Consider the following 21,264-nt stretch of genomic DNA (forward strand, 5'->3'; position numbering starts at 1 on the left):
TTACGGCACAAAGATAAATCTCGCGACCGCGGCCCGGGGGATTCTCGGATCAGAAACCGGTGTTGATGACTCCTCGGAGTGGCATCCGACCTCGCCGTGGCAGCTCGTGTTGTGATCAATCCCGGCGGTGGAATCTCTCACGACCATCCATCAGAACTTTCACGACCAACCTTCAGAAAGAGTGAAACGTCATGACGACTTCGAAATCCCCGGTCCCCGACCGCGCCGAGCACAACGCGTTCTTCCCCTCCGACTACTCCCTGGGACAGTACGTACCGAAGAGGACCGATTTCGACGGCGCCGTGGGAGTACCGCAGGTGACCTCGGGGCCGCGCAAGATCCTGACCATCGCCGTCGACGAGCGCTACCTGCCCACCACGGGAGGCCTGTTCTCGACCGGTAATCATCCGGTGGAGACGCTGCTCCCGCTCATGCACATGCAGGCCGCGGGCTACGAGGTCGAGGTGGCCACCTTGTCCGGGAACCTGGCGAAGTTCGAGATGTGGGCCATGCCGGAACAGGACGAGGCGGTCAAGGCCGCTTACGACAGGCTTCTTCCCTCTCTTCTGCGTCCCAGGCGTCTCGCCGATGTGGTTGCCACCGAGCTCGGCGCATGTTCCGACTACGCCGCGGTGTTCATCCCCGGGGGTCACGGGGCCATGGGCGGGGGTATTCCGGACAGCACCGCGGTCAGGGACGCCTTGGTGTGGGCGCTGAAGGAGGAGCGTCCGGTCATCACGTTGTGTCACGGTCCGGCCGCCCTGTGCGCCGCCACCGACGAGGAGGGATCCTCCTATTTCGCCGGCTACTCGCTGTGCGTCTTCCCCGATTCCCTGGACACCGGCGCCAATGTCGAGATCGGTTACCTGCCCGGACAACTGACGTGGATGCTGGGAGAGCGTCTCACCCGGCAGGGGCTCACCATCGTCAACGAGGGCATGAGCGGGCAGGTTCACCGGGATCGCCTCCTGCTCACCGGCGACAGCCCGCTTGCCGCCAACGCCCTGGGCCGCCTCGCCGTCGAGACCCTGACCGGTCGTTCCTACGACGCGTGACACCTGATTCCCCGGCTGTCGGCGCGGGTTTCGACGATGCCCCTCATCTGTCGAGCCACCGCGGTTCGACGTCGGGGGTCCTCGGGTGCTCCTCGAAGCGGGCCCAGCACTGATCCGCGCCTTCGGGCAGCAGGGTCTTCCGACAGCGGGCTATGGCGTCGCGCAGCTCCAGTTTCGCGCTCTGCAACTCCAGCAGGGCGCGACGGTTGGCGGGGTCCTCCAGCCAGGTCTCCTCTCTTCGCAGGCAGCGAATCCGCAGCGCGGTGACCCGGCTCAACCGTTGCTGCTCCACCGTATCGACCCCCTGCACGACCGCAGCCGCACGGCACCAGCCGTGGTCGCGGTGGATGCGGATCAGCCCGGGATGGACGGTCATGGCCTCGTGCACCTCGACGTCCGGAGCGATGACGACCGCCCCGGCCGACAACGCGTAGGCCGTCTCGTCGCGTCCGGATTCGTCCATGAGGATCTCGGTGGCGCGCATCACCACCTGGAAGACGTCGGCCTGGGCCATCGATTGTCGTCGCGGCACCCCGTCGGTCTGCGACGAGACCACGTACGTTCGGCCGGCCCGCAGGTGCCCGATCGCCATCTCTGCGGGCAGGTTCTCCCGGGCTCCTCCGTCGACATAGGTCTCCGCACCGACCGGAACCGGCCGGAACACCCCGGGAATGGCGCAGGACGCGAGCACCCCGCGGGTCAGGTTGTGAGGGCCCGCGTCGATCTCCCGGTCCTCGCGGTTTACCAGGGCGCCGTCCTCGCGCATGAAGTGCAGTTCCCCCGTCTCCAGGGCCACCATCGCCATCCGCAGCTGCATGCCAGAGGCGGACACCCGGTCGGGGTCGAAGACATCGGCGTGCAGCAGCTTCGCCAGCACGGGTCCCGGCCGGTACAGCGACCGCGACTGCTCCAGACCCGCCTTGACCGCCATCAGGTCGCTCCCCAACTTCGGAAGGCGCCCGAGGGCCCCCGCCAGCTGCGCCAGCAATCCCAGGGAGAAATCCGATTGCAGTTCCTCGTCAGGGGTGAGCGCCTCCTCCACGGGATCCTCCGGGGTCTCGATCCCCGACGGTTCGGGACGACGGCATCGCAGCGGCAGCCAAGAAGAGCGTGACGGGGTATCCGCTGGTTTGGCACCCTGGCCCACGAGTTCGAGCCACGTCGGGGCCTCGGCCAGCAGCCGGGACAGCCAGGGCCGGGGGATGAACATGTCATCGGGCCCCGTCATGGAACACCAGAGTTCGTCGATGCGCTCCAGGAAGCCGATCTGCTCCTGGCGGGTGGGGTACTGGGCCAGGCCCGCGGCCAGGATGGCCCCGGCCGATGCGCCGACGAAGATCGTGGGGGTGAACCCGGGGTCGTTCGCGTACAGGTAGTCGAGAGCGCCGATCTGAAAACTGGCCCGCGATCCACCGCCCGAGAGCACGCAGGCAGTGGGGCTCGGCTCGGAATGGGATTCGAAGAACGGGAGTCCCAACCATCCTCTACGGGCCATGGGTGAAGTGTAGAGGCCGCGTCAACAGGGGCTCGGTCATGAGGCCGACTGTCATCCGGTGAAACCTCGGGAAAGCCGTGCCGTGGGCTCTCCTCGTGGGGCGTGGACGCGTCCTGATGCCCTCAACCACGTCGACGTCTTCAACCTCAACCTCAACCACCTGAACCTGAACTGGCAGTTGAGGTGAATTGCCGGACTCGGTTTCAGACCTCTCCCAGAAATCGCACGCATCATCTGTTATTCAATCAACCAAAGTTATAATGCCTAGTCAAAGCCGCTTTGCTCCTCCTTCTTCTGTGCGAAAACACGCCGATGTGATTTTCGGAAACCCGGCGCGAGAACGGCTCGCGCCCCTGCTGCGTGTCACGGTTCGGGCTTGTGGGAAGTCTTTCCCCCTCCTTACTGTCCGATCGGCCGACACGGCTGGGGCCGAGTTCCCGGGGAAGAGTCGTGTCGGCCCGAGACCTTGAGAAATTTCGGAGGAAACGTGAACCGAAAGATGCGAACCGTGCGGGGAGGGCTGGCCGCTCTGGTGGTGGCCGGGCTCGTTCAATCGGTCGGCTCACTGGCCCTGGTGACCAGCGCTGATGCGGCGGGCACCTCGATGCGGGCCACCACTGCTGTCAACGTGCGCTCGGGGCCGGGGACCGGTTATTCCCGGATCGGCCTGCTCTACTCGGGGGACCACGTGCAGGCCCTGGGCACCAGCAATGGTTGGACGAAGGTGTCCTACAAGGGCCGCACCGGCTACGTCGCATCCGCATACCTGGCGTCGTCATCGAGCGGCGGAGGCGGCGGGTCGTCCTCGGGTGCATCCGGGGACGCCTACACGACCACAGCACTGAACCTGCGCACCGGACCCGGTTTGGGCTACCGGGTGAGGACGGTCGCGTCGAAGGGCGCGAAAGTGACGCTCACCGGCACCGTGAAGGGCGAGTTCTCGCAGGTGACCTGGAACGGCCAGACGCTCTGGGCGGCGACGCGCTACCTGTCGCGGTCCGCGGGCTCCCCCGGGCAGGATCTGCCCACCACCACGAAGAAACTGCGGGCCACCACCGAGCTGATGATCCGCACCGCCCCGGGAAGCGGCTACCGTTCCCTGGGTGACGTCCCGCGCGGCACGATCCTCGACTGCACGGACGTGGTGACCAGCGGAATGGCCCAGTGCATCTGGCAGGGCAACGTCCGCTGGTTCAACAACAAGTACTTGAGGACGGTGGACGGTTCCGCCGCTCCGGGCGGGGGCAGCCTTCCCGCCACCACCACCCAGTACGCGACGGCCAACCTGAACATCTGGCACTCGGCCACCGGATCTGCCCACACCGGAGAGATCCCCAAGGGCAGCGAGGTGGCCGTGACCGGCACCGTCCAGTCCGGTCGTGCGCAGATCGTCCACAACGGCGCCATCCGCTGGGTGACGGCCCGCTACCTGAGTTCCTCGGCCCCTGGTGGCGACGGCGGCGGCAGCGACGGCGGCGGCAGCCTCAACCGGGGCTGGTCGAAGGGCCTCGATCAGGCCAACGAGAACGTCAAACGGATCGTCCGCTACATCTGGAACAACGTTCCGGAGATCAAGACCATGTACGGCGTGCGCCCGGACTCCCTGCCGGACCACCCGTCGGGCCGGGCCGTGGACATCATGATCCCCAACTACAGGTCGAACAAGGAACTGGGCAACCGGCTGGCCGCCTACTTCAAGGCCAATCACTCCCAGTTCCGCGTCCACTACATCATCTGGGACCAGAAGATCTGGAACATCACCCGCGACAGCGAGGGCTGGCGGCCGATGGCGGGACGCGGCAGCGACACCGCCAACCACAAGGACCACATCCACATCACCGTCTACGACAACTGATCCCCGGGAAGCCTCCCCTCGCGCAAGGGCGTCACTCGGTCACCTCGACGGTGCCGAGGGCGCCCTTCTCGGCGTCCAGGAAGGCGTGATCGACGACGGTGTAGTGACCGGCCTCCGGGAAGGTGAGCTCCACGAAACCCGCTTGGGCGGCCTCGATCCCGAGGGCCTGGGAACCGCCGCCGCTGTTGCCGAATGCGTCCTCCCCGCCCTTGAGCAGGTAGCCGCCCTCGAAGTAGACGGTGTCGAACTGGCCGCCAATGATGTGGAAACTCGTGGACAGGTTCGGCCCTGCGGAAAGCACCCAGAACCGCACCCTCTCCCCCACCTTCGCGGTGAACGGGCGCTGCGCGTACTGGAAGGCGATGCCGTTGAAGGTCGAGTAGTCGGGGGTGTCGGTCTGCGCCTTGGCGGCGTCGACCTCGGCGGCGGTCTCCGGGCTGGTTCCCGTGCCACCGGTCAGGTAGATCTCGGAGGCCACCAGGGCGTACTCGCGATCCACCGCGGGCAGTCCTTCGGGGTCGATGATCACCGCACCGTGCATGCCGGCGGCGATGTGCGCGGACACCGGGGCGGTGCCGCAGTGGTACAGCCACATCCCGGCGCGGTGCGCGGTGAACCGGTAGACGAGACTTTCGCCCGGGGCGATGGTGCGCATGGGCCCGTCGGGCGCGAGGTTGCTGGCGTGGAAGTCGATGGAATGGCCGATGGTGCCGTCGTTGATGAGGGTCACCTCGAACACGTCCCCGACCTTGCCGCGCAGGGTCGGTCCGACCGGTCCGCCGTTGAAGGTCCAGCGTTTCTGCCACACCCCGGGGGCCACTTCGAGGGGGAGCTCCGTGACGCGCATCTCCACGCGGTGGATGGTTTCCTCCGTGGCCGCCGGGGCGACGGGATCCACCACGGTGTTCAGCGGAGCCGAGTTGGCCTGCGCGGGGGCGTGGTCGTGTCCGCCACCTGTAGTTCCGTCCTGCGAAGTGGAGGCGTCCTGCCCCGAGACCTTGAGGGTGAAAACCATCCCGGCCTGGCGATGCCCGACGACGGTGCACCAGCCCTCGATGGACTCCCCGACCACGCCAAGATCCAGCTCCGCGGTCTCTCCTGCGCTCAGCCTGGGGGTGGTGGCGTCGCCGAGCTTCAGGTCGTGGATCATGGTGGCATCGGCGTTGCTCAGCTCGATGATCACCCGGTCACCGCGGCTGACCTCCGCCGAGGCGGGTTCGAAACGCAACCCCTCCTTGGCGGTGACCTGGATTCTCTGGGTCCTGCCCGTCGCATTCACCCCCGTCGACGACGAACCGCCGCCCAGGCCGACCGCCGATGGGTCGATGCCGACCCCCACCGTGACGGCGAGGGTCAGGGCGAGCACACCCGCCAGCATCCCGTTGGCGGTCAGCGCGGATTCCCGTTCGGGCAGTTTCTGGGGCGGCCCGGTGCGGGGACCCGCCTTGGCGATCGCCTTGCGTTCCGCGACACTCGCTTTTATCCCGAGGATCATCAGGGGCAGGAAGGCCGCCACCGATCCCACCCCGAGCACACCGGAGGTGAGTTTCACCCAGGGTGGTGTGGGGGTGAGGAACAGTATCAGGGCGCCGTTGAGGGCGACGATCCGGAAGGTGGTGAAACGGTCGAACCAGGCCGCGCCAGCCCGCACGACGCGGGGCCCGCCGCCGAGGACGGAGGGCAGCAGGTAGCTGAGTGCGCCGGTGAGCAGCTGCGCGGCGAAACCGCCGGCCCACACCACGGCGAGGGTTCCGGTCACCTCCGACCAGCCCGAGGTCGGGGTGGTCAGCACGATCCCGCCGGTGACCACCAGGGCAACCATCCACCAGATCATCGCGGCGAGCACGGAAGCGGGGGCGAATTCGCGCGGGGGTCGGCGTCGCAGCGGGGCGACGAGCACCCTGCCCCACCAGCCGAGCGCCAACAGGTAACCGGCCAGACCGGCCACCGCGACGTACTGGAGACCCGCCAGCGCGCCCGCCACCACGACCATCCCCGAGCCGATCAGCCAGGGAAGGGCCTGCTTGGCGAATCCCTCGGCGCGGTCGTCCATGCGGGTGCGCAGGATGGTGGGCCAGAAGGTGACCAGCGTCCCCACCACCGTCAGGCCGATCCAACCCAGCAGGTTCGTCATGGTGTGGGCGACGAGGAACCGCCAGTGCCAGGTGGCATCCAGTCCGAAGGCCAGCGTCGCCCCGAACGCAGCCCCGACCGGTAGGTGGCAGGAGGCGGCCACGTAATACCAGACGGCCACCCGGAAACGTCCGGGCAGGGCCTTGCGGAGCTGCCGCCACAGCGAGATCCCGTGCCAGGAGACGGCCGCGGTCACGAACACCGCTCCCGCGACCACCAGCCACCACCAGGTGGCCGGCACCCCGACGAACACCGCCAGGGATCCCAGGGAGAGCAGGCCGAGACGCCTGCGCTGCGCGCGGTCCCGGGCCTCGTCGGGCCGGGTCTTGAGCAGGGCCGCTGTGAAGTACTGGCTCCACACGAGCACGGAGTGCGTCAGGGCCCCGAGCAGCACCAGGTGCACCATCAGCCAGGTGGATTCGGGCACCAGGCGATGGGCCGCGGCGACGATCACGGCGCTCAGCAACCAGATGATGACGGTGTAGTCGCGGGCACGATTGCGGCGCGAACCGCCGGGCCGTCCCCCACCGCCCGGCCGCCCCGCCTGAGGGGGCCGGCCGGTTTCCGAAGGTCCCGCTCCTGGACGGGTGGGGGTGCTCATGCCCGCACCGCCGAGTGGATGGCCGTTGCGGCGAACAACAGGATCGAGACCACGGTCATGGCTCCTCCGATCTGGTACAGGAAGGTTCCGGTCAGGGCACCGAGGACGCGCACCACCATGCCCAGGTGCAGCACCGCCAGTGGCACCCACATGGCGGGGCGGTAGGGCAGGGGACGGGAAAGGACGGTCGGGAAGATGATCGGGGCGTGGGCCATGATCATGGACATGGCGAACCCCAGGAAGGTGCCGTGCACCACCACGTCGTAGGTTCCGGTGGCCTCTGGGCGGCCGACGATGACCCAGGTTAGGCCCGCGACGGCCAGCCAGAAGTTTCCCAGCAGCAGCGCGGCGGCGTTGTAGCGCCGCAGGCCCTCGCTTCGGATCAGCCGACGCCCGACGTCGTCGCGGATCAGCCAGAGCGCCACGAACAGCACCCCGGCCCCGAAGATGCGGTCGCCGGAACCGGGCCACAGCAACGCGGAAACGGCCGCCAGGGAAAGCCACGCGCTCGCCGTCACCAGGGTGGGGATGGCGCGGCGGCCCATGGTCAGCTGCGCCAGCTCGGCGCGTTCGGCGGCGATCGTGACGACGATGAACCCGGCGAGCAGGGGCAGCAGCGCGGGAACCTCCACGCTGACCAGCAGCGCGGCCGCGAGACACGCCAGGACCGCCCCCACCACCTGGGCGGCCACCAGCGGCAACGGGGCGCGGCGGTACAGGGCGACCATGACGGCGACGAAGGCGAGGGTGCCGTCGAACAGCAGCAGCCTCCCGAGCACCGGGAATGCCCCGGAGATCATCACGATCGCCCCGGCGCCGAGCAGGGCAGGTGCTGCGTAGGCAAGCCGGTTGCGCAGCGCCTGGGCGCGTTCCAGAGAGATCAGGGACCCCATGAACCCCAGGACCATGAGCGGCCCGTGCAGGTCGGCGAGCCGGCCGCTGGCCACCGGCGCCCAGACACCGAGCCGCACCAGTCCCGCGTTGAGGCCTGTCAGAAGGCTGATTCCCGCCAGCATCACCAGGAGGACACGGCGCGAGACGGGAGCTGGTGCGGCCTTTTTCAAAGGGTTCAGCTGCGCCGTTCGAGCTTCAGCTTCCAAGCGTCGGGACCTTCTTGGACGTAGCTGACCTGGATGGCGTCGCCGTGGAGGTCGGCGATCTGCGCCAGCAGCGGCAGCGGGTTATGGGGGGCGACGAGAATGAAGGCGCCGCCCACGTTCAAGGAACCGACGACACCGAGGATCGCGGCGTGACGGATCGCGTGCGGGATGACGCGGGCATCGAGTTCGGGCAGGGAGTCGTGACCGCATCCGCAGCCACAGCTACCCCCGGAGGACTTCTCGGTGATGGGCAGTTCAGTCATGCGGCGGAGTTTAACGACATCCGCGGCACCACGGTGGACGACACCACCATTCGGGAGGATCGCCCAGTAGGCTTGCGGCCTGTCAGGGATAGTCATGCGCGAGGAGGGGGTGTCCATGCCGGTGATCCACGCCGCCATCACCACCGACCCCATCGACCAGTCACGTCTGGAGGCTCTCGTCTCCAGCGCGCACGCGGGCGCGCGAGTGAGCTTTACGGGCCTGATCCGCGACCACGACGAGGAGGCCGAGGGAGTCGTCGTAGGGCTCGACTACACCTGTCATCCCGACGCTGACCGGTTCCTGGCCGGCGTCGCCGCATCCGTCGCATCGGACCTGGACCCGGAGGGCAGGGCCGTCCTCGCCGTCGAGCACCGGATCGGCTCCCTCGGGGTCGGGGATGTGGCGATCGTCGCCGTCGCCGCATCGGCGCACCGCGGCCAGGCCTTCGAGCTGTGCCGGACGCTGGTGGATCGCGTCAAGGCGGAGGTGCCGATCTGGAAGCACCAGCACGAGGAGTCCGGGCGCGCGTCCTGGTCCAACCTGGGGTTGCCCCAGTGACCCTGACCGACCGTTTCGGCCGTGTTCACCGCGATCTGCGGATCTCGCTGACCGACCACTGCAACCTGCGCTGCACCTACTGCATGCCCCCCGAGGGGGTGCCGTGGCTGCCCCGCACCACCCTGCTGACCCCCGAGGAACTGATGCGGATAGTGCGGATCGCCGTCGGGGAGGGCATTGAGGAGGTGCGCCTGACGGGCGGGGAACCGCTGCTGCGCCCCGACTGCGTGGACGTGGTGGCGGCCATCGCATCGGTCGAGCCGCGCCCCGAGATCTCCATCACCACCAATGGCATCGGCCTGGCCCGGCTGGCCGAGCCCCTGAAACGGGCCGGCCTGGCGAGGGTGAACGTTTCCCTGGACACCCTGAAACCGGATCGTTTCCACCAGCTCACCCGCCGCAACCGGCTCGCCGACGTCCTGGCCGGGATTGCGGCGGCGGATGCCGCGGGGCTGCACCCGGTGAAACTCAACGCGCTGCAGCTGCGCGGGATCAACGACGACGAGGCACCCGACCTCCTGGCCTTCGCGATGGACCACGGCTATGAGCTGCGTTTCATCGAGCAGATGCCCCTCGACGCGGGGCACACCTGGCGGCGCGACTCGATGGTGACCGCCGCCGAGACCATGGCCCGGCTCGGTGAACACTTCACCCTGAGCCCGCTGCCGGGTCGTGGCGCGGCACCCGCGGAACGTTTCCTGGTGGATGGCGGCCCCGCGACCGTCGGCATCATCGCGTCGGTGACCGCGCCGTTCTGCGGCGCCTGTGACCGGTTGCGACTGACCGCCGACGGGCAGCTGCGAAACTGTCTGTTCGCCACGGAGGAGTCCGACCTGCGCACCCCGATGCGCGAAGGCGCCGGGGACGAGGAACTGGCCGGGATCTTCCACCGCTGCCTGCTGCGCAAACTGCCCGGCCACGGAATCAACAATCCCGGTTTCCTTCAGCCTCAACGTCCCATGAATGCGATCGGCGGATAGCTTTTCACTCGCATGTGCGGATACCATGACGGGGTTTGACACTCAGATTCCGACGAACAGGATTTGCCGGTGAGCCCCATGACCACCTTCAGCATCCGGGAAGCCGCCCAGTTGATCGGCGTCAGCGACGACACCCTCAGGCGAAACATCGACCGGGGCGTGTTGCGCGCATCCCGTGACGGCGGGCACCTCAGCGTCGACGGACGCGACCTGGTGGCCTTCCAGCAGGCCCGGCAGGCCGCGGCCGAGACGGAGGGCACCCCCACCTCGGCGCGCAACCGCCTCACCGGGTTGGTGATGGCCGTCAAGAAGGACAAGGTGATGGCGGAGGTGCAGTTGCGGTGCGGACCCTTCGTCGTCACATCCCTGATGAGCACGGAATCCGCGGATCGGCTCGGATTGGTCCCGGGAACACTCGCCACGGCCGTGGTGAAGGCCACCACGGTGATCGTTGAAACCCCGGAAGGACTTTCGTGAAGAAACTCACCCTGGCCCTGGCGGGCCTGCTGGCCCTGACCGCCTGCGGTTCCCAGGCCACGTCCAACACCAGCCAGAACGCAACACAACCGGCGGCGTCCTCCGCCGCATCGGGCGGCACCGACCAGACCAGCGCGACCCTGACTATCTTCGCCGCGGCCTCCCTGAAGAACGTCTTCCCGAAGATCTACGAGGAGTTCAAGAAAACCCACCCGAACTACACCATCGAGTTCTCCTTCGCCGGTTCCTCGGAGCTGGCCACCCAGATCAACAACGGCGCCGAGGCCGATGTCTTCGCCTCCGCCAACGAGAAGCAGATGAAGGTGGCCTCTGACGCCGGCAACGTCGATGCCGCGAACACGAAGATCTTCGCCACCAACACCCTGACCCTGGTCACCCCTCCCAGCAACCCGGCGGGAATCACAAAACTGGAGGATGCCACCAAGGAGGGTGTGAAGCTTGTGGTGTGCGCCGAGCAGGTTCCCTGCGGCGCGGCCACCAAACAGCTCTCGGAGGCCACCGGTTTCACCTTCACCCCGGTCTCGGAGGAGCAGAAGGTCACCGACGTACTGGCCAAGGTCACCTCGGGTGAGGCCGATGCGGGCCTGGTCTACGTAACCGACGCCGCGGGCGCGGGGGACAAGGTCAAGGTCGTCGAAACCCCCGAGGCGGACAAGATCGTCAACAAGTACCCGATCGCGGTGACGAAGTCCGCGCGCCAGGGAGCCCAGGCCTTCGTTGACTTCGTGCTCGGTGAACAGGGCCAGTCCATGCTGCAGGCAGCTGGTTTCGGCGCACCCAGGTGACGACCCCCAGATGGGTGGTGTTGCCGGCGGCACTCGGCATGCTGCTGGTGGCGCTGCCCCTGGCCGGGTTGCTCAGCAGGGTGCCGTGGCCCGGCCTGTGGGAACTGCTGACGTCGCAGTCGTCGCTGGCGGCGTTGCAGCTCAGCATCCTCACTGCGAGCGTCAGCACCGTCTTCTGCATCGTGCTCGGCACGCCAATGGCGCTGATCCTGGCGCGCCACGGGCTGCGCTGGCTGCGGCCCCTGGTGCTGTTGCCGCTGGTGCTGCCCCCGGTGGTCGGCGGGCTGGCGCTGCTGTTCACGTTCGGGCGGATGGGTCTGATCGGGCAGCACCTGGAGGCCGCGGGCATCAAGATCGCCTTCAGCACCGTGGCCGTCATCCTGGCGCAGACCTTCGTGTCGCTGCCCTTCCTGGTGATGGGTCTCGAGGGGGCGCTGCGCACCGCCGGGGACCGCTACGAGAGGGTGGCCGCCACCCTGGGGGCCTCCCCCACCCGGACCCTGTTCACGGTGACCCTGCCGCTGGTGTTCCCGGGGCTGTTGTCGGGGGCCGTGCTCAGTTTCGCCCGGGCGCTGGGCGAGTTCGGCGCCACCCTGACCTTCGCGGGTTCCCTGCAGGGCAGGACCCGGACCCTGCCGCTGGAGATCTACCTCCAGCGGGAGGCCGACCCGGATGCCACCATCGCCTTGTCGCTGCTGCTGGTGATCTTCGCGGGAATCGTCATGGTGATCGCGTACGGAAAGGGAAGGACCAGGTCGTGAAGGGACTGCACTGGGAGGGAACCCTCAATGCCCGCAACCACGAAACCGGCCTGGACGTGCCGGCGGGGCGGGTACTGGCCGTGGTCGGCCCGAACGGGGCCGGGAAATCGACGCTGCTGGACCTGCTGTGCGGGCTGCTGAAACCCGACCGCGGCCGCCTCGACATCGACGGCCAGGTACTGGTCGACTCCCGCCGTTTCGTTCCCGCCCACCGGCGGCGCATCGGCTTGCTCGGGCAGCAGCCGCTGCTGTTCCCGCACCTCGACGTGCTGGGCAACGTCGCCTACGGGCCCCGCGCCCAGAAGCTCCGGCGCGACGAGGCCAGGGCGTTGGCGCTGGAGATGCTGGAGCGCTTGGATGCCGCCGACCTCGCCTCCCGCAGACCCGACGAGCTGTCAGGTGGTCAGGCGGCTCGGGTCGCGCTGGCCCGGGCACTGGCCACCAGGCCCCGCGCGATGCTGATCGACGAACCCTTCGCCGCCGTGGATGTCGAGTACACGCCCCGGTTGCGGGTGGCGGTCAAGGCGGCCCTCGCCGAGGTCGGCTGCCCCTGCATTATCGTCACCCACGACCCGGCCGACGTCGCGGCACTGGCCGACGACGTCGCGGTGCTGGACAACGGCCGGATCGTGGAACACGGCCCGGCCGCCGAGGTCATGGCCCGTCCGGGCAGTTCCTTCGGGAAACTGCTGTTCGTCCGGGACTGACCCGGGCGACCTCCTTGACACCGCCTGTTTCTCGACCACCCTGTGGTTTCGACTCGGACTGTTCCTTCGTCACGGCCCGGCTCAACCAGCTTCCCGAGGGAGCTTCCGGAGAAGCCGGGTCGATCCCCTATCGGGCCACGACCGTGAGCACCCCGTCCTCGTCCGTGTTCACCGCCACCTCCGTGTCGTAGACCCGGCTCAGGTTCTCCGAGGTGCAGACCTCGTGTGGGGTTCCCTGGGCCACCACCTCACCGGCGGTCATCAGCATCACCTCGTCGCAGAACCGGGTGGCCAGGTTGATGTCGTGCAGGACCACCAGGGCCAGCCGGGAGGACGACTCCCCCGCATCCGCGTCCTTTCCGTTCAGTTTCTCGGCGACCGTAGCCTCGGAGCCGTGGACGTGTTTGCGGACGCTGCGCAGCACCCGGACCTGGTGTTTCAGGTCCAGGGCACTGGTCGGTTCGTCGAGCAGCACCAGTTCGGGTCCATGAACGAGGGTCTGCGCCAGGGAGATGAGCTGCCGTTGGCCTCCCGAGCACTCCCCCAGATAGGTGTTGGCGAGCTTGCCGATGCCCAGCGCGTCGAGGGCGGCGTAGGCGCGTTCCACGTCCTTTTTCGGGACCCGCCACGCCGAGCCGCCGCGTTGGGCCGAGACCAGCACCGATTCCATGGCGGTCAGAGCGATGTGCCCCGGGATCTCCTGGGGCATGTACCCGGTGACGTCCTGCAGGGCGCGGCCGCTGCGTTTCCCGTAGCTGACCGACCCGTGGCAGTGCTGGGCGCCCGCGATGGAACGGACCAGCGTCGACTTCCCGCAGCCGTTGGGGCCGAGCAGCCCCGCGACGACGCCCTCCTTGATGGTCAGGTCGAGACCGGAGAGCACCGCGTGTTTTCCATAGCTCACGCTGATGGATTCAAGGTTGAGCATGAGTTCCGAACCTCTTCTCGTGAGCGTGGTCTAGTTGGAGATGGCGGAGGTGGTGCGCCGCCTACCCAGGATGATCAGCACGAACACCGGGACACCGACGAGGGCCGTGAGGATGCCGACCGGGAGTACCACACCCGGCACCACGATCTGGGCCACCGCATGGGCGCTGGTGAGCACTAGAGCGCCGCAGGCCATTGCCGTCGGCACGAAGAGCCGCTGGTCCTCCCCCACCAGGATGCGGGCCACGTGGGGGCCGACCAGGCCCACGAAACCGATGATCCCGACGGAGCTGACGGTGAGCGCCGCGATCAGGGAGGCCCCCAGCAGGGTCCACATGCGGACGTTGTCGACCTTCACACCCATGGCCCGGGCCCGGGCCTCACCAAGCGAGAGCGCAGTGAGTTTCCACTGGTTCATCGAGAACAGCGGAGTGACCACGATGAGGGAGACCAGCACCATGGCGATGGAGAACCAGGTGGCGCGTTCCAGCGACCCCATGGTCCAGAACACCATCCGCTGAAGGGATTCCTGGGAGGCCCGGTACTGAAGCAGCATCAGCAACGCCTGGAACCCGAAGACCAGGGCGATACCCAGCAGGATGATGGTTTCGCGACCCGACCGCCGCAGCCGCGACACCAGCGCAATCACCCCGCTGGCGACCAGAGCCAGCGCCGCGGCGCCGATCGGCACGGAGGCCTCGGAGAAGAAGGGGAAACTGATCCCGGTGGCGATCACGATTGCCGCGCCGCAACCCGCAGCGGCGGAGACGCCGAGAGTGTAGGGCTCCGCCAGGGGGTTGTCGAGAATGGTCTGCATCTGCGCGCCGGCAAGGGCCAGTGCGGCTCCGGCCACCACCGCCATGAGAGCGGGCGGGGTACGCAACTCCATCACGACGGTTCGGGTCCGCCCGGACACCTCCGCCGCCCATCCGGCATCGATCCCCAGTTGCTGCAGTCCTTCCGCGATCCCCCTGAGATAGGTGCTGGCGATGTCCGCGGCGCTGATGTTGAGCGGCCCCACCAGCATGGCGATCACGAACATGGCCACCACGGCCACGAGAATGCCGACGAGGGTCAGCATGCGTTTGGTCTTGATCCGCCAGAACTCGGCGAGTGCTTCCTTCTGGGAGCCGTCCTCCAGTACCGCGGCTCCCACTGCGGCGCTACTCTCCGAGACGGTCTCGGCTGCCTTGGTGTCGGTCATGACAGCTTGGCGGCGAAGACGCCCTCGGCCTTGAAGGGCATGAACTTGTCGTGGAACTCGCTCCAGGCGGCGTCCACCTCGGGCAGCCCGTCAACCTTGAGTCCCTGCCATTCGGCGAAGGCGACGTAGGCGAGGAAGTTGTACGGCGCGTCGTAGAGCTGGTGGTAGATGCCGTAGACCTGCTTGTCGCTGAACGCTTTCAGCTCGCTGTAACCGGTCTCGCTGGACAGCTGCCCCAAGGTCTGGTTCGTCTCCTCAGGGGTGGCGTTGTAGCCGAGTTTGACGTACTTGATGACCGTCTTCTCGCTCACCTTCTGCTTCTCCCAGTCGCCTCCCGTGGCGATGATGATGTCCGGCTGGGATGCGATCAGCTGCTCGGCCGTGACGGTGCCCGCGTCCCCATCGATAAGTTTGGTGCCGAGGTTGTTGCCGCCGCTGGCGGTGACAATCTGGCCGAAGTTGGACTCCCCGAAGGTGCGGCCGGGTTCGGAGATGCCGGGGGAACGCCACACGAAAACACTCGGGCGATCCGCCTCGGCCTTGGCCTTGGCTGCCTCCAGGACCGGGTTGACCAAGGAGTCATAGTAGGTGAGGAACTCATCCGCCTTGCCGAAGACGCCGAAGGCCTGACCCAGCAGCCGGACGCTGGTGTGGGTGTTCTCCACCGGTTTCTTGCGGAAATCGGTCACCAGGTAGGGGATCTTGGCGGAATCCAGTTTCGCGTCGAACCCGGCCTGTTTGGCGGCCTCGTACTGTTCCAGGGTCATGAGGAACAGGTCGGGGTTGTACTCGAGGAGGTTCTCCACGCTCAGGTCTCCCTTGGCGACGCTGCCGACGGTGGGCAGCTCTGCCGCCTTGGGCTGCACCTTCACCAGGCGATCGTAGATGTCGGGGGCAGCGCTCTGGATGTCGGTTCCCCAGGCCACTACCTTGTCCATCAGGTTGTCGCGCTGCAGGAAGAGCAGCGAGTAGGCCTGGCGGGATTCCCCCAGGATGATCTTGGTGGGAGCGGATTCCAGGGTGACGGTACGGCCCGCGACATCGGTGATGGTCAATGCGCCACCTGCGGAACCCGAACCGGATGTTTCGGCCGTCTGGTTCCGGTTGCCGCACGCCGAGACGGCGGCCACCCCCAGCGCCCCCGCGGCTCCTGCCAGAAAAGTCCTGCGTTTCATATCCATGCCTCCTGCCGCCACGACGGCGCGATTGTGTTTGGTGGTATCGGTCAGATCGAACTGCCCGGGACGCTGACGGCGTCCTTTCAGAGAGAAAGCTAGGCAACCCTAAGAGCAGATCGCAGGATTGCGCAACTCAGGCGTTGCACTATCTGAGACGCCGCCCGGGACGAAGCTCCGTATGGCAGCGAGCTTCACACACGTTTGGTTTCGCCTGCACCGCCCTGTTCCGCCACGGTGAACGGACCCCGCCCACAGCCCCCTAAACTCTGGGACATGAGGCAGACCGAGAAGATCGTGCCCGAGGACTGGATAACGCATCTCGGCGGGGCGAACCGCGAGCCCATCGGCTGGATCGCACCCCGCGGCGAGGGTTTCGTCGCCATCGACCTGCTCGGCCGGGAACGCAGCGGAACGGTTGACTGGCTTGAAGCGGAGGAGACCCTCGACGAGCTTGGCATCCGCTACCTGGCCGCCCCCTACGAACTCGTGACCGACTCGGGCACATCGAAGGTCTACGTCGCCGAGGCCACCCCGGATTTCGTGCGCGTCAAGGAGGATGACTTCAACGACATCAATTCCGACCAGACCTTCCACATCCTCCCGTTCCCCGTTCCGGAGGAGTTGCTGCGAGAACTTCCGGGTCGCTGAATCAGCCCCCGGCGAAGGGCGGTAGGACGTCGACCCCCCGCGCCCCGGTCAGGTCGTGGTCGTCCGGCAGGCCCGCCCTGCCATCGACCAGCGTGGAACAACGCCCCAGCACCGCCTCGAACCCCTCACCGTGACGGGCGACGAGGATGGCCTTCAGCTCACCGAGGGTGGCGGCCTCCACCTCCTCGGTACCGGTCCCGGCGGCGGCCTCCGCGGCCGCGAACAACCGGACGAGGATCATTTCTCCTCCTTCTCCGGCGGCAGGGGCGCCGAAGTGGCGGCGTCCTCCACCACCCGGCGCAGGTAGTCGAGGTCGCGTCCCGGGGTGGCTCCGGCTGCTAGCCCCCACAGATGGGCGCTCACGGGGGCCATGGGGCGCGCCCCCGCGTGGGCGATCTCGCGGCTGAGTTCCAGCACCCCGTGAATGTCCACGCGCCCCGGGTCGATCTCCAGGGCCGCACAGGCCTGGTCCACGAACTCCTGCCAGCCGGTTTCGTCCTGACTCATCTTGTCCCTCCAGAACTCGTTCCAGTGGGCGTGATCCGCCCATGTGTCCACGTCACGACCGTCGTCACCGACATCGGGCAGCAACCCCAGCCGCATGCCCGCCAGCAGCCCGCGAACCGACCGGTTCCGCGGGTCGCCGTAGGCCCGGGCCGCCGCCCGCAGCCGCGCGGTGCGGTGGATTCCCAGCAGCCACTGGGGGGTTCCCTCCGCCGAGGCCAGGCAGTAGCCGTCCAGGTCGTCGTCCCGCGTGGTCGCGGCGAGCAGCCGGGGCACGGCCGCCTGCACGCCGGGCAGGTCGCAGGCCAGCGCCACCGTCCATTCCGCGGGTTCCCCGACGGCGTCCAGGCCGGCGACGATCCCGGCTGCCGGTCCGGTTCCCGGAGGGTCCTCGACGGTGACCAAGACCCCGTCGGGCACCGCCACCGGGCCGACCACCACCGTCGTGCGGGCGCGCCTGACCGCCTCGAGCACCACGTCGAGCAGCCGCCTGCCGCCGACGACCAGGTCAGCCTTGGACACCCCGCCGAGCCGCGATCCGCGGCCACCCGCCAGGATGATCGCGTCGAACTCAGGCATCGCGCCGCCAACTGCCCGACCGGCCGCCCTCCTTGGCAAGCAGCTTCACCTCGCGGATGTGGGCGTGCCTGTCGAGGCCCTTGACCATGTCGATCAGCGCCAGCGCGGCGACGGAGGCGGCGGTGAGGGCCTCCATCTCGACGCCGGTGCGGTCGGCGGTACGCACCGTGGCGACCACCTCGATGCTCTCCGGGCCCAGGGTCAGGTCGACCACAGCGCCGTGCACCCCGATCACGTGGGCCAGCGGCAGCAGCTCCGGGGTTCGTTTCGCCGCAGCAATCCCGGCGATGCGCGCCACCGCAAGCACGTCGCCCTTCGGCATCTCCCCGGATGCGATGCGTTTCAGGATCTCCGGGTCGCAAACCACCGTCGCGGAGGCGGTGGCGGCGCGTTTCGTCGGTTGTTTGTCGGTGACGTCGACCATGCGGGCCTGGCCGGCGGAATCGAGGTGGGTGAACTTCACAGGTACCTCCGGAAGGAGACGAGGTCGCCGGGCCGGACGCTGTCCGTCGGTTCGTCGAGCAGGGCCAGGCCATCGGCCCGGGCGGCGGCCGAGACCAGATGTGAGGCCGAGATTCCCTCGTGGGCGGGCACCACGACCAGGCGCCCCGTCTCGTCGGTTTCGACGATGACCGGCACCACTTGGCGACGACCCCTGGGGGCGGGCCAGGGGGACCCGACGACGGCCCGCAGCCAGGACCGTGGGACACGGCCCAACATTGCGTCGAGCAACGGCTCCACGAACAATTCGCAGCTGACCATCGTGGACAACGGATTGCCGGGCAGCGCCACCAGCGGCACCTCCCGCTCCCCCGCCCGCCACAGCGCCCAGCCCTGCGGTTTCCCGGGTTGCATCACGACGTGGACGAACCGGGACCGCACCGCGGCGGAGGAACCGATCTCCCCCCCCAGCCCCTGCCGCACCACGTCGTGGTCGCCGACGGAACCCCCGCCGCTCAGCACCACCAGATCCGCCCCTGCCGCCGCGGCCTCCAGCCCGGCGGCGAAGCTCCCCGGCTCGTCGGGCAGGACCGGGGCGGCGACCACCTCGGCGCCCATCCTGATCAGCTGCCCGGCCATGAAGGTGCCGTTCGACTCGTGGATCTGGCCCCGGGCGAGCACCGCACCCGCGGGGCGCAGCTCGTCGCCCGTCGCGATGACGGCAACGCGGGGCCGCCGCACCACCGTCACCTCGCCCCGCCCGCAGGCGGCCGCTGCGCCGAGGGATCGCGGTCCCAGCCGAAGCCCGGCGGGCAGCACCTCGGCGCCGGCGGAAAAGTCCTCCCCCGCTGCCCTGACGTGGGTTTTCCCGCCCGGTTCCTCGACGATCCGGACGATCCCCCCGGATTCCTCGGTCAGTTCGACGGGCACCACCGCATCGGCCTGCGACGGCAGGGGCGCGCCCGTCATGATCCGCACGCACTCGCCGGGAGCCATCGCCGGATCCAGCGGTGACCCCGCGGCGACCGTCCCGACCACGCTCAGCTCGGCGCCCCGGTGCCGGTCGGTTTCGTGGACCGCGAAACCGTCCATGGCGGAGTTCGCGAACACCGGAACGGCCGCGGCCGCGGTCACCGGCGCCGCCAGCGTCCGCCCGTCCGCCCGGCCCAGGGACACGGTCTCGACATCCGTGATCCGCGTCACGAGCCGGAGCAGCTCGTCCCGGTACTCCTCGATGCTCAGCCTGTCGCGCACGTCAACTCCTCCCGGCAAACGGTAGTTCCACCACCCTCGCCCGGAGGGTGTCGATGTACATCACGCGCCCCAGCAGCGGTTCCCCGACCCCAGTGAGCAGCTTGACCACCTCGGTGGCCATCACCGAACCCACCCAGCCGGTCATGGGACCCAGCACCCCGACCTCGGAGGCCGTCGGGCAGCTTCGCGGGGGGTCGGGGAACAGGTCCGACAGCGCCAGTCCGTGACGTTCCCACAGCACCGTGACCTGCCCGTTGACGGCCTGGACCGCGCCGAAGACCAAAGGCAGGTCGAGGCGCTGACAGGTCCGCGCCACGACCAGGCGGGTGGGCAGGTTGTCCACCGCGTCCACCACCACGTCGCAGTCCCCGAGAATCTCCTCCGCCGTCTCCTGCGTGACGCGCAGAGGCACGGGAATCACCTCGACCAAGGGGTTGAGGTCCGCCAGCCGCGCGGCGGCGGCGTCGGCCTTGGAGGCTCCCAGGGTCGCGTTTCCGTAGAGGGTCTGGCGTTGCAGGTTGCGTTCCTCCACGACGTCGTCGTCGACGACGATCAGCCGCCCCACCCCGGAGGCGGCCAGGTACTGCAGCACGGGACCGCCAAGACCTCCCGCACCGATGCAGCACACCGTGGCTGCCTTGAGCCTGCCCTGGGCCTCCTCCCCGAAACCGTCGATGGCCATGGTTCGCTGGTAGCGTTCACGTTCGGCGTCGGTGAGGGGCTCAGGGACGGCGATGACCGGCTGCATCAGCCCTCCGGGAGCGCATCGAGAATGACCCGGGCCAGTTCCCCGGGATCACGGTCCGGGTGGGTGGCGATCGCCAACCCCCACAGGTAGGCGGAGACCGGGGCCATGGGGCGCTGGTAGCGTGCCGCGACCTGGCCCGTCAGGTCGTGAACGGCGCGCGGCGAAACCCCGGATGCGTCGACCTCCAGGGCCGCGGCCACGTGCTCCACCCAGGCAGCCCAGGTGGTCTCGTCAATGGGTTCCCGACCGCTCACACCTGCTCCTTCAGTTTGGGTTTGTCCCACAGCCCAGCGGGCACATTGGTGTGCCGGGCCGGTTTCCTACCGGCGGAGCGGTAGACCACGTAGGGCCGGGTCACGTACCCGACCGGGATGCTGAAGGCGTGCACCAACCGGGTGAACGGCCAGATCAGCAGGATCAGGAACGCCAGGAAGGCGTGCGCCTGGAAGGATAACGGCGAGTTCACCATCAGCTCGATGTTCGGCTGGAAGGTGAAGATGCTGCGGAACCAGGGACCCACCCCCTGCCGGTAGTTGTAGTGGTGGTCGAAGGTGGTGGTCAGCGTGTTCCACGCGCCGGTGACGAGAATGGCGGTCAGCACCACGTACATCACGACATCCCCGATGGTGGTGGCCTTCCGCACCGCGGGCACGGCGATGCGCCGGATGATGAGGATCAGGTACCCGACGGCGATCATGATCCCGGAGACCCAGCCGCCGGCCACCGCGACCAGGTGGTAGGTCTCCTGTCCGATGCCGAGGGCATCGGTCCACGATTTCGGAATGACCAGCCCCATGAGATGCCCACCGAAGGCGAACAGCAGGCCGAAGTGGAACAGTGGAGCACCGATGCGCAGCAGCCGCGACTCATAGATCTGCGAGCTGCGGGTGGTCCAGGAGAACTGGCTGAATCGGTATCGCCAGATCATGCCGACGACGAAGACCGCCATCGCGATGTAGGGGAAAACCCCCCAGAGCAGAGTGTTCATG

23 protein-coding genes are annotated in these 21,264 nt (G+C 68.2%); 9 read left to right on the forward strand and 14 right to left on the reverse strand.

Annotated features, from left to right (window positions below):
• The first annotated feature begins 191 nt into the window (after positions 1 to 191).
• Positions 192 to 1,055 (forward strand): glyoxalase III HchA, encoded by an 864-nt coding sequence (hchA, locus tag E0E39_RS10565; protein ID WP_130874697.1) that lies wholly within the window; start codon positions 192 to 194, stop codon positions 1,053 to 1,055.
• A 43-nt stretch (positions 1,056 to 1,098) separates the two neighbouring features.
• Here hchA and E0E39_RS10570 read toward each other — a convergent pair whose 3' ends face one another.
• Positions 1,099 to 2,550, reverse strand: a complete 1,452-nt coding sequence (locus E0E39_RS10570; protein ID WP_130874698.1) for a patatin-like phospholipase family protein — start codon at positions 2,548 to 2,550, stop codon at positions 1,099 to 1,101.
• A 487-nt stretch (positions 2,551 to 3,037) separates the two neighbouring features.
• On the opposite strand from E0E39_RS10570, the gene E0E39_RS10575 reads away from it, so the two are divergent.
• The gene (locus E0E39_RS10575) at positions 3,038 to 4,405 is read left to right on the forward strand and encodes an SH3 domain-containing protein (protein WP_130874699.1); all 1,368 of its coding nucleotides are present in this window, start codon (positions 3,038 to 3,040) and stop codon (positions 4,403 to 4,405) included.
• A 31-nt stretch (positions 4,406 to 4,436) separates the two neighbouring features.
• Here the strand turns inward: E0E39_RS10575 and E0E39_RS10580 are convergent, their stop codons facing one another.
• The 3 genes from E0E39_RS10580 to E0E39_RS10590 are packed head-to-tail and all read right to left on the reverse strand — an operon-like array spanning position 4,437 to position 8,502.
• Entirely contained in the window at positions 4,437 to 7,139 is a 2,703-nt protein-coding gene (locus tag E0E39_RS10580; RefSeq protein WP_130874700.1) for a multicopper oxidase domain-containing protein, read from the reverse strand.
• A complete protein-coding gene (locus E0E39_RS10585; RefSeq protein ID WP_041697194.1) occupies positions 7,136 to 8,155 on the reverse strand; it encodes a hypothetical protein in 1,020 nt (339 codons plus the stop codon). Before E0E39_RS10585 ends, E0E39_RS10580 begins: the two co-directional genes overlap by 4 nt.
• A 53-nt stretch (positions 8,156 to 8,208) precedes the next feature.
• Positions 8,209 to 8,502, reverse strand: a complete 294-nt coding sequence (locus E0E39_RS10590) for a DUF2249 domain-containing protein (RefSeq protein WP_041697192.1) — start codon at positions 8,500 to 8,502, stop codon at positions 8,209 to 8,211.
• Positions 8,503 to 8,596: 94 nt separating this feature from the next.
• Here E0E39_RS10590 and E0E39_RS10595 point away from each other — a divergent pair, with 94 nt between their 5' ends.
• The 6 genes from E0E39_RS10595 to E0E39_RS10620 all read left to right on the forward strand — a co-directional run bounded on the left by E0E39_RS10595 (position 8,597) and on the right by E0E39_RS10620 (position 12,792).
• Positions 8,597 to 9,061, forward strand: a complete 465-nt coding sequence (locus E0E39_RS10595) for a molybdenum cofactor biosynthesis protein MoaE (protein ID WP_245988281.1) — start codon at positions 8,597 to 8,599, stop codon at positions 9,059 to 9,061.
• Complete coding sequence (gene moaA / locus E0E39_RS10600) at positions 9,058 to 10,041, forward strand: GTP 3',8-cyclase MoaA (RefSeq protein WP_130874701.1); 984 nt, start codon at positions 9,058 to 9,060, stop codon at positions 10,039 to 10,041. The genes E0E39_RS10595 and moaA overlap by 4 nt, the downstream gene beginning before the upstream one ends.
• Before the next feature lie 78 nt (positions 10,042 to 10,119).
• A complete protein-coding gene (locus E0E39_RS10605; protein WP_130875700.1) occupies positions 10,120 to 10,518 on the forward strand; it encodes a TOBE domain-containing protein in 399 nt (132 codons plus the stop codon).
• Entirely contained in the window at positions 10,515 to 11,324 is an 810-nt protein-coding gene (gene modA / locus E0E39_RS10610) for a molybdate ABC transporter substrate-binding protein (protein WP_130874702.1), read from the forward strand. Before E0E39_RS10605 ends, modA begins: the two co-directional genes overlap by 4 nt.
• Positions 11,321 to 12,085: an ABC transporter permease gene (locus tag E0E39_RS10615; protein ID WP_130874703.1), complete on the forward strand. Its 765-nt coding sequence runs from the start codon at positions 11,321 to 11,323 to the stop codon at positions 12,083 to 12,085. The genes modA and E0E39_RS10615 overlap by 4 nt, the downstream gene beginning before the upstream one ends.
• Positions 12,082 to 12,792 carry an ATP-binding cassette domain-containing protein gene (locus tag E0E39_RS10620; RefSeq protein WP_130874704.1) on the forward strand — a complete coding sequence of 237 codons (711 nt, stop codon included), beginning with the start codon at positions 12,082 to 12,084 and terminating at the stop codon, positions 12,790 to 12,792. The genes E0E39_RS10615 and E0E39_RS10620 overlap by 4 nt, the downstream gene beginning before the upstream one ends.
• 127 nt (positions 12,793 to 12,919) lie before the next feature.
• Here the strand turns inward: E0E39_RS10620 and E0E39_RS10625 are convergent, their stop codons facing one another.
• From E0E39_RS10625 to E0E39_RS10635, 3 genes are read right to left on the reverse strand one after another with little or no spacing between them, the layout of a single operon-like run.
• A complete protein-coding gene (locus E0E39_RS10625; protein ID WP_130874705.1) occupies positions 12,920 to 13,720 on the reverse strand; it encodes an ABC transporter ATP-binding protein in 801 nt (266 codons plus the stop codon).
• 30 nt (positions 13,721 to 13,750) lie between these two features.
• The gene (locus E0E39_RS10630; protein ID WP_130874706.1) at positions 13,751 to 14,923 is read right to left on the reverse strand and encodes a FecCD family ABC transporter permease; all 1,173 of its coding nucleotides are present in this window, start codon (positions 14,921 to 14,923) and stop codon (positions 13,751 to 13,753) included.
• The gene (locus E0E39_RS10635) at positions 14,920 to 16,098 is read right to left on the reverse strand and encodes an ABC transporter substrate-binding protein (protein ID WP_130874707.1); all 1,179 of its coding nucleotides are present in this window, start codon (positions 16,096 to 16,098) and stop codon (positions 14,920 to 14,922) included. Before E0E39_RS10635 ends, E0E39_RS10630 begins: the two co-directional genes overlap by 4 nt.
• Before the next feature lie 276 nt (positions 16,099 to 16,374).
• Between E0E39_RS10635 and E0E39_RS10640 the strand changes: the two genes are divergently transcribed.
• Complete coding sequence (locus tag E0E39_RS10640) at positions 16,375 to 16,749, forward strand: hypothetical protein (RefSeq protein ID WP_130874708.1); 375 nt, start codon at positions 16,375 to 16,377, stop codon at positions 16,747 to 16,749.
• A 1-nt stretch (position 16,750) separates the two neighbouring features.
• Here the strand turns inward: E0E39_RS10640 and E0E39_RS10645 are convergent, their stop codons facing one another.
• Genes E0E39_RS10645 through narI form a run of 7 tightly spaced genes read right to left on the reverse strand, consistent with a single transcriptional unit; the run spans position 16,751 to position 21,263 of the window.
• Positions 16,751 to 16,990 (reverse strand): MoaD/ThiS family protein, encoded by a 240-nt coding sequence (locus tag E0E39_RS10645; RefSeq protein ID WP_130874709.1) that lies wholly within the window; start codon positions 16,988 to 16,990, stop codon positions 16,751 to 16,753.
• Complete coding sequence (locus tag E0E39_RS10650) at positions 16,987 to 17,832, reverse strand: NTP transferase domain-containing protein (protein WP_130874710.1); 846 nt, start codon at positions 17,830 to 17,832, stop codon at positions 16,987 to 16,989. The genes E0E39_RS10645 and E0E39_RS10650 overlap by 4 nt, the downstream gene beginning before the upstream one ends.
• A complete protein-coding gene (moaC, locus tag E0E39_RS10655; protein ID WP_130874711.1) occupies positions 17,825 to 18,295 on the reverse strand; it encodes a cyclic pyranopterin monophosphate synthase MoaC in 471 nt (156 codons plus the stop codon). Before moaC ends, E0E39_RS10650 begins: the two co-directional genes overlap by 8 nt.
• Complete coding sequence (locus E0E39_RS10660; RefSeq protein ID WP_130874712.1) at positions 18,292 to 19,527, reverse strand: molybdopterin molybdotransferase MoeA; 1,236 nt, start codon at positions 19,525 to 19,527, stop codon at positions 18,292 to 18,294. The genes moaC and E0E39_RS10660 overlap by 4 nt, the downstream gene beginning before the upstream one ends.
• 1 nt (position 19,528) lies before the next feature.
• On the reverse strand, positions 19,529 to 20,275 hold the full coding sequence (locus E0E39_RS10665) for a HesA/MoeB/ThiF family protein (RefSeq protein WP_130874713.1): 747 nt from the start codon (positions 20,273 to 20,275) through the stop codon (positions 19,529 to 19,531).
• A complete protein-coding gene (locus E0E39_RS10670; RefSeq protein WP_130874714.1) occupies positions 20,275 to 20,529 on the reverse strand; it encodes a DUF6457 domain-containing protein in 255 nt (84 codons plus the stop codon). The genes E0E39_RS10665 and E0E39_RS10670 overlap by 1 nt, the downstream gene beginning before the upstream one ends.
• Positions 20,526 to 21,263: a respiratory nitrate reductase subunit gamma gene (narI, locus tag E0E39_RS10675; protein ID WP_130874715.1), complete on the reverse strand. Its 738-nt coding sequence runs from the start codon at positions 21,261 to 21,263 to the stop codon at positions 20,526 to 20,528. The genes E0E39_RS10670 and narI overlap by 4 nt, the downstream gene beginning before the upstream one ends.
• Position 21,264 lies beyond the last annotated feature (1 nt).

The sequence above is a fragment of the [Pseudopropionibacterium] massiliense genome, from assembly GCF_900607225.1.
GTDB classification, from domain to species: domain Bacteria; phylum Actinomycetota; class Actinomycetes; order Propionibacteriales; family Propionibacteriaceae; genus Arachnia; species Arachnia massiliensis.

Coding starts and splice junctions, on each gene's coding strand:
- E0E39_RS10580 (WP_130874700.1), bottom strand. CDS start 7,139: ATGAGCACCCCCACCCGTCCAGGAGCGGGACCTTCGGAAACCGGCCGG.
- E0E39_RS10635 (WP_130874707.1), bottom strand. CDS start 16,098: ATGAAACGCAGGACTTTTCTGGCAGGAGCCGCGGGGGCGCTGGGGGTG.
- E0E39_RS10590 (WP_041697192.1), bottom strand. CDS start 8,502: ATGACTGAACTGCCCATCACCGAGAAGTCCTCCGGGGGTAGCTGTGGC.
- E0E39_RS10595 (WP_245988281.1), top strand. CDS start 8,597: ATGCGCGAGGAGGGGGTGTCCATGCCGGTGATCCACGCCGCCATCACC.
- E0E39_RS10585 (WP_041697194.1), bottom strand. CDS start 8,155: ATGCTGGCGGGAATCAGCCTTCTGACAGGCCTCAACGCGGGACTGGTG.
- E0E39_RS10645 (WP_130874709.1), bottom strand. CDS start 16,990: ATGATCCTCGTCCGGTTGTTCGCGGCCGCGGAGGCCGCCGCCGGGACC.
- E0E39_RS10570 (WP_130874698.1), bottom strand. CDS start 2,550: ATGGCCCGTAGAGGATGGTTGGGACTCCCGTTCTTCGAATCCCATTCC.
- hchA (WP_130874697.1), top strand. CDS start 192: ATGACGACTTCGAAATCCCCGGTCCCCGACCGCGCCGAGCACAACGCG.
- E0E39_RS10625 (WP_130874705.1), bottom strand. CDS start 13,720: ATGCTCAACCTTGAATCCATCAGCGTGAGCTATGGAAAACACGCGGTG.
- E0E39_RS10630 (WP_130874706.1), bottom strand. CDS start 14,923: ATGACCGACACCAAGGCAGCCGAGACCGTCTCGGAGAGTAGCGCCGCA.
- E0E39_RS10665 (WP_130874713.1), bottom strand. CDS start 20,275: ATGCAGCCGGTCATCGCCGTCCCTGAGCCCCTCACCGACGCCGAACGT.
- E0E39_RS10650 (WP_130874710.1), bottom strand. CDS start 17,832: ATGCCTGAGTTCGACGCGATCATCCTGGCGGGTGGCCGCGGATCGCGG.
- E0E39_RS10640 (WP_130874708.1), top strand. CDS start 16,375: ATGAGGCAGACCGAGAAGATCGTGCCCGAGGACTGGATAACGCATCTC.
- E0E39_RS10605 (WP_130875700.1), top strand. CDS start 10,120: ATGACCACCTTCAGCATCCGGGAAGCCGCCCAGTTGATCGGCGTCAGC.
- narI (WP_130874715.1), bottom strand. CDS start 21,263: ATGAACACTCTGCTCTGGGGGGTTTTCCCCTACATCGCGATGGCGGTC.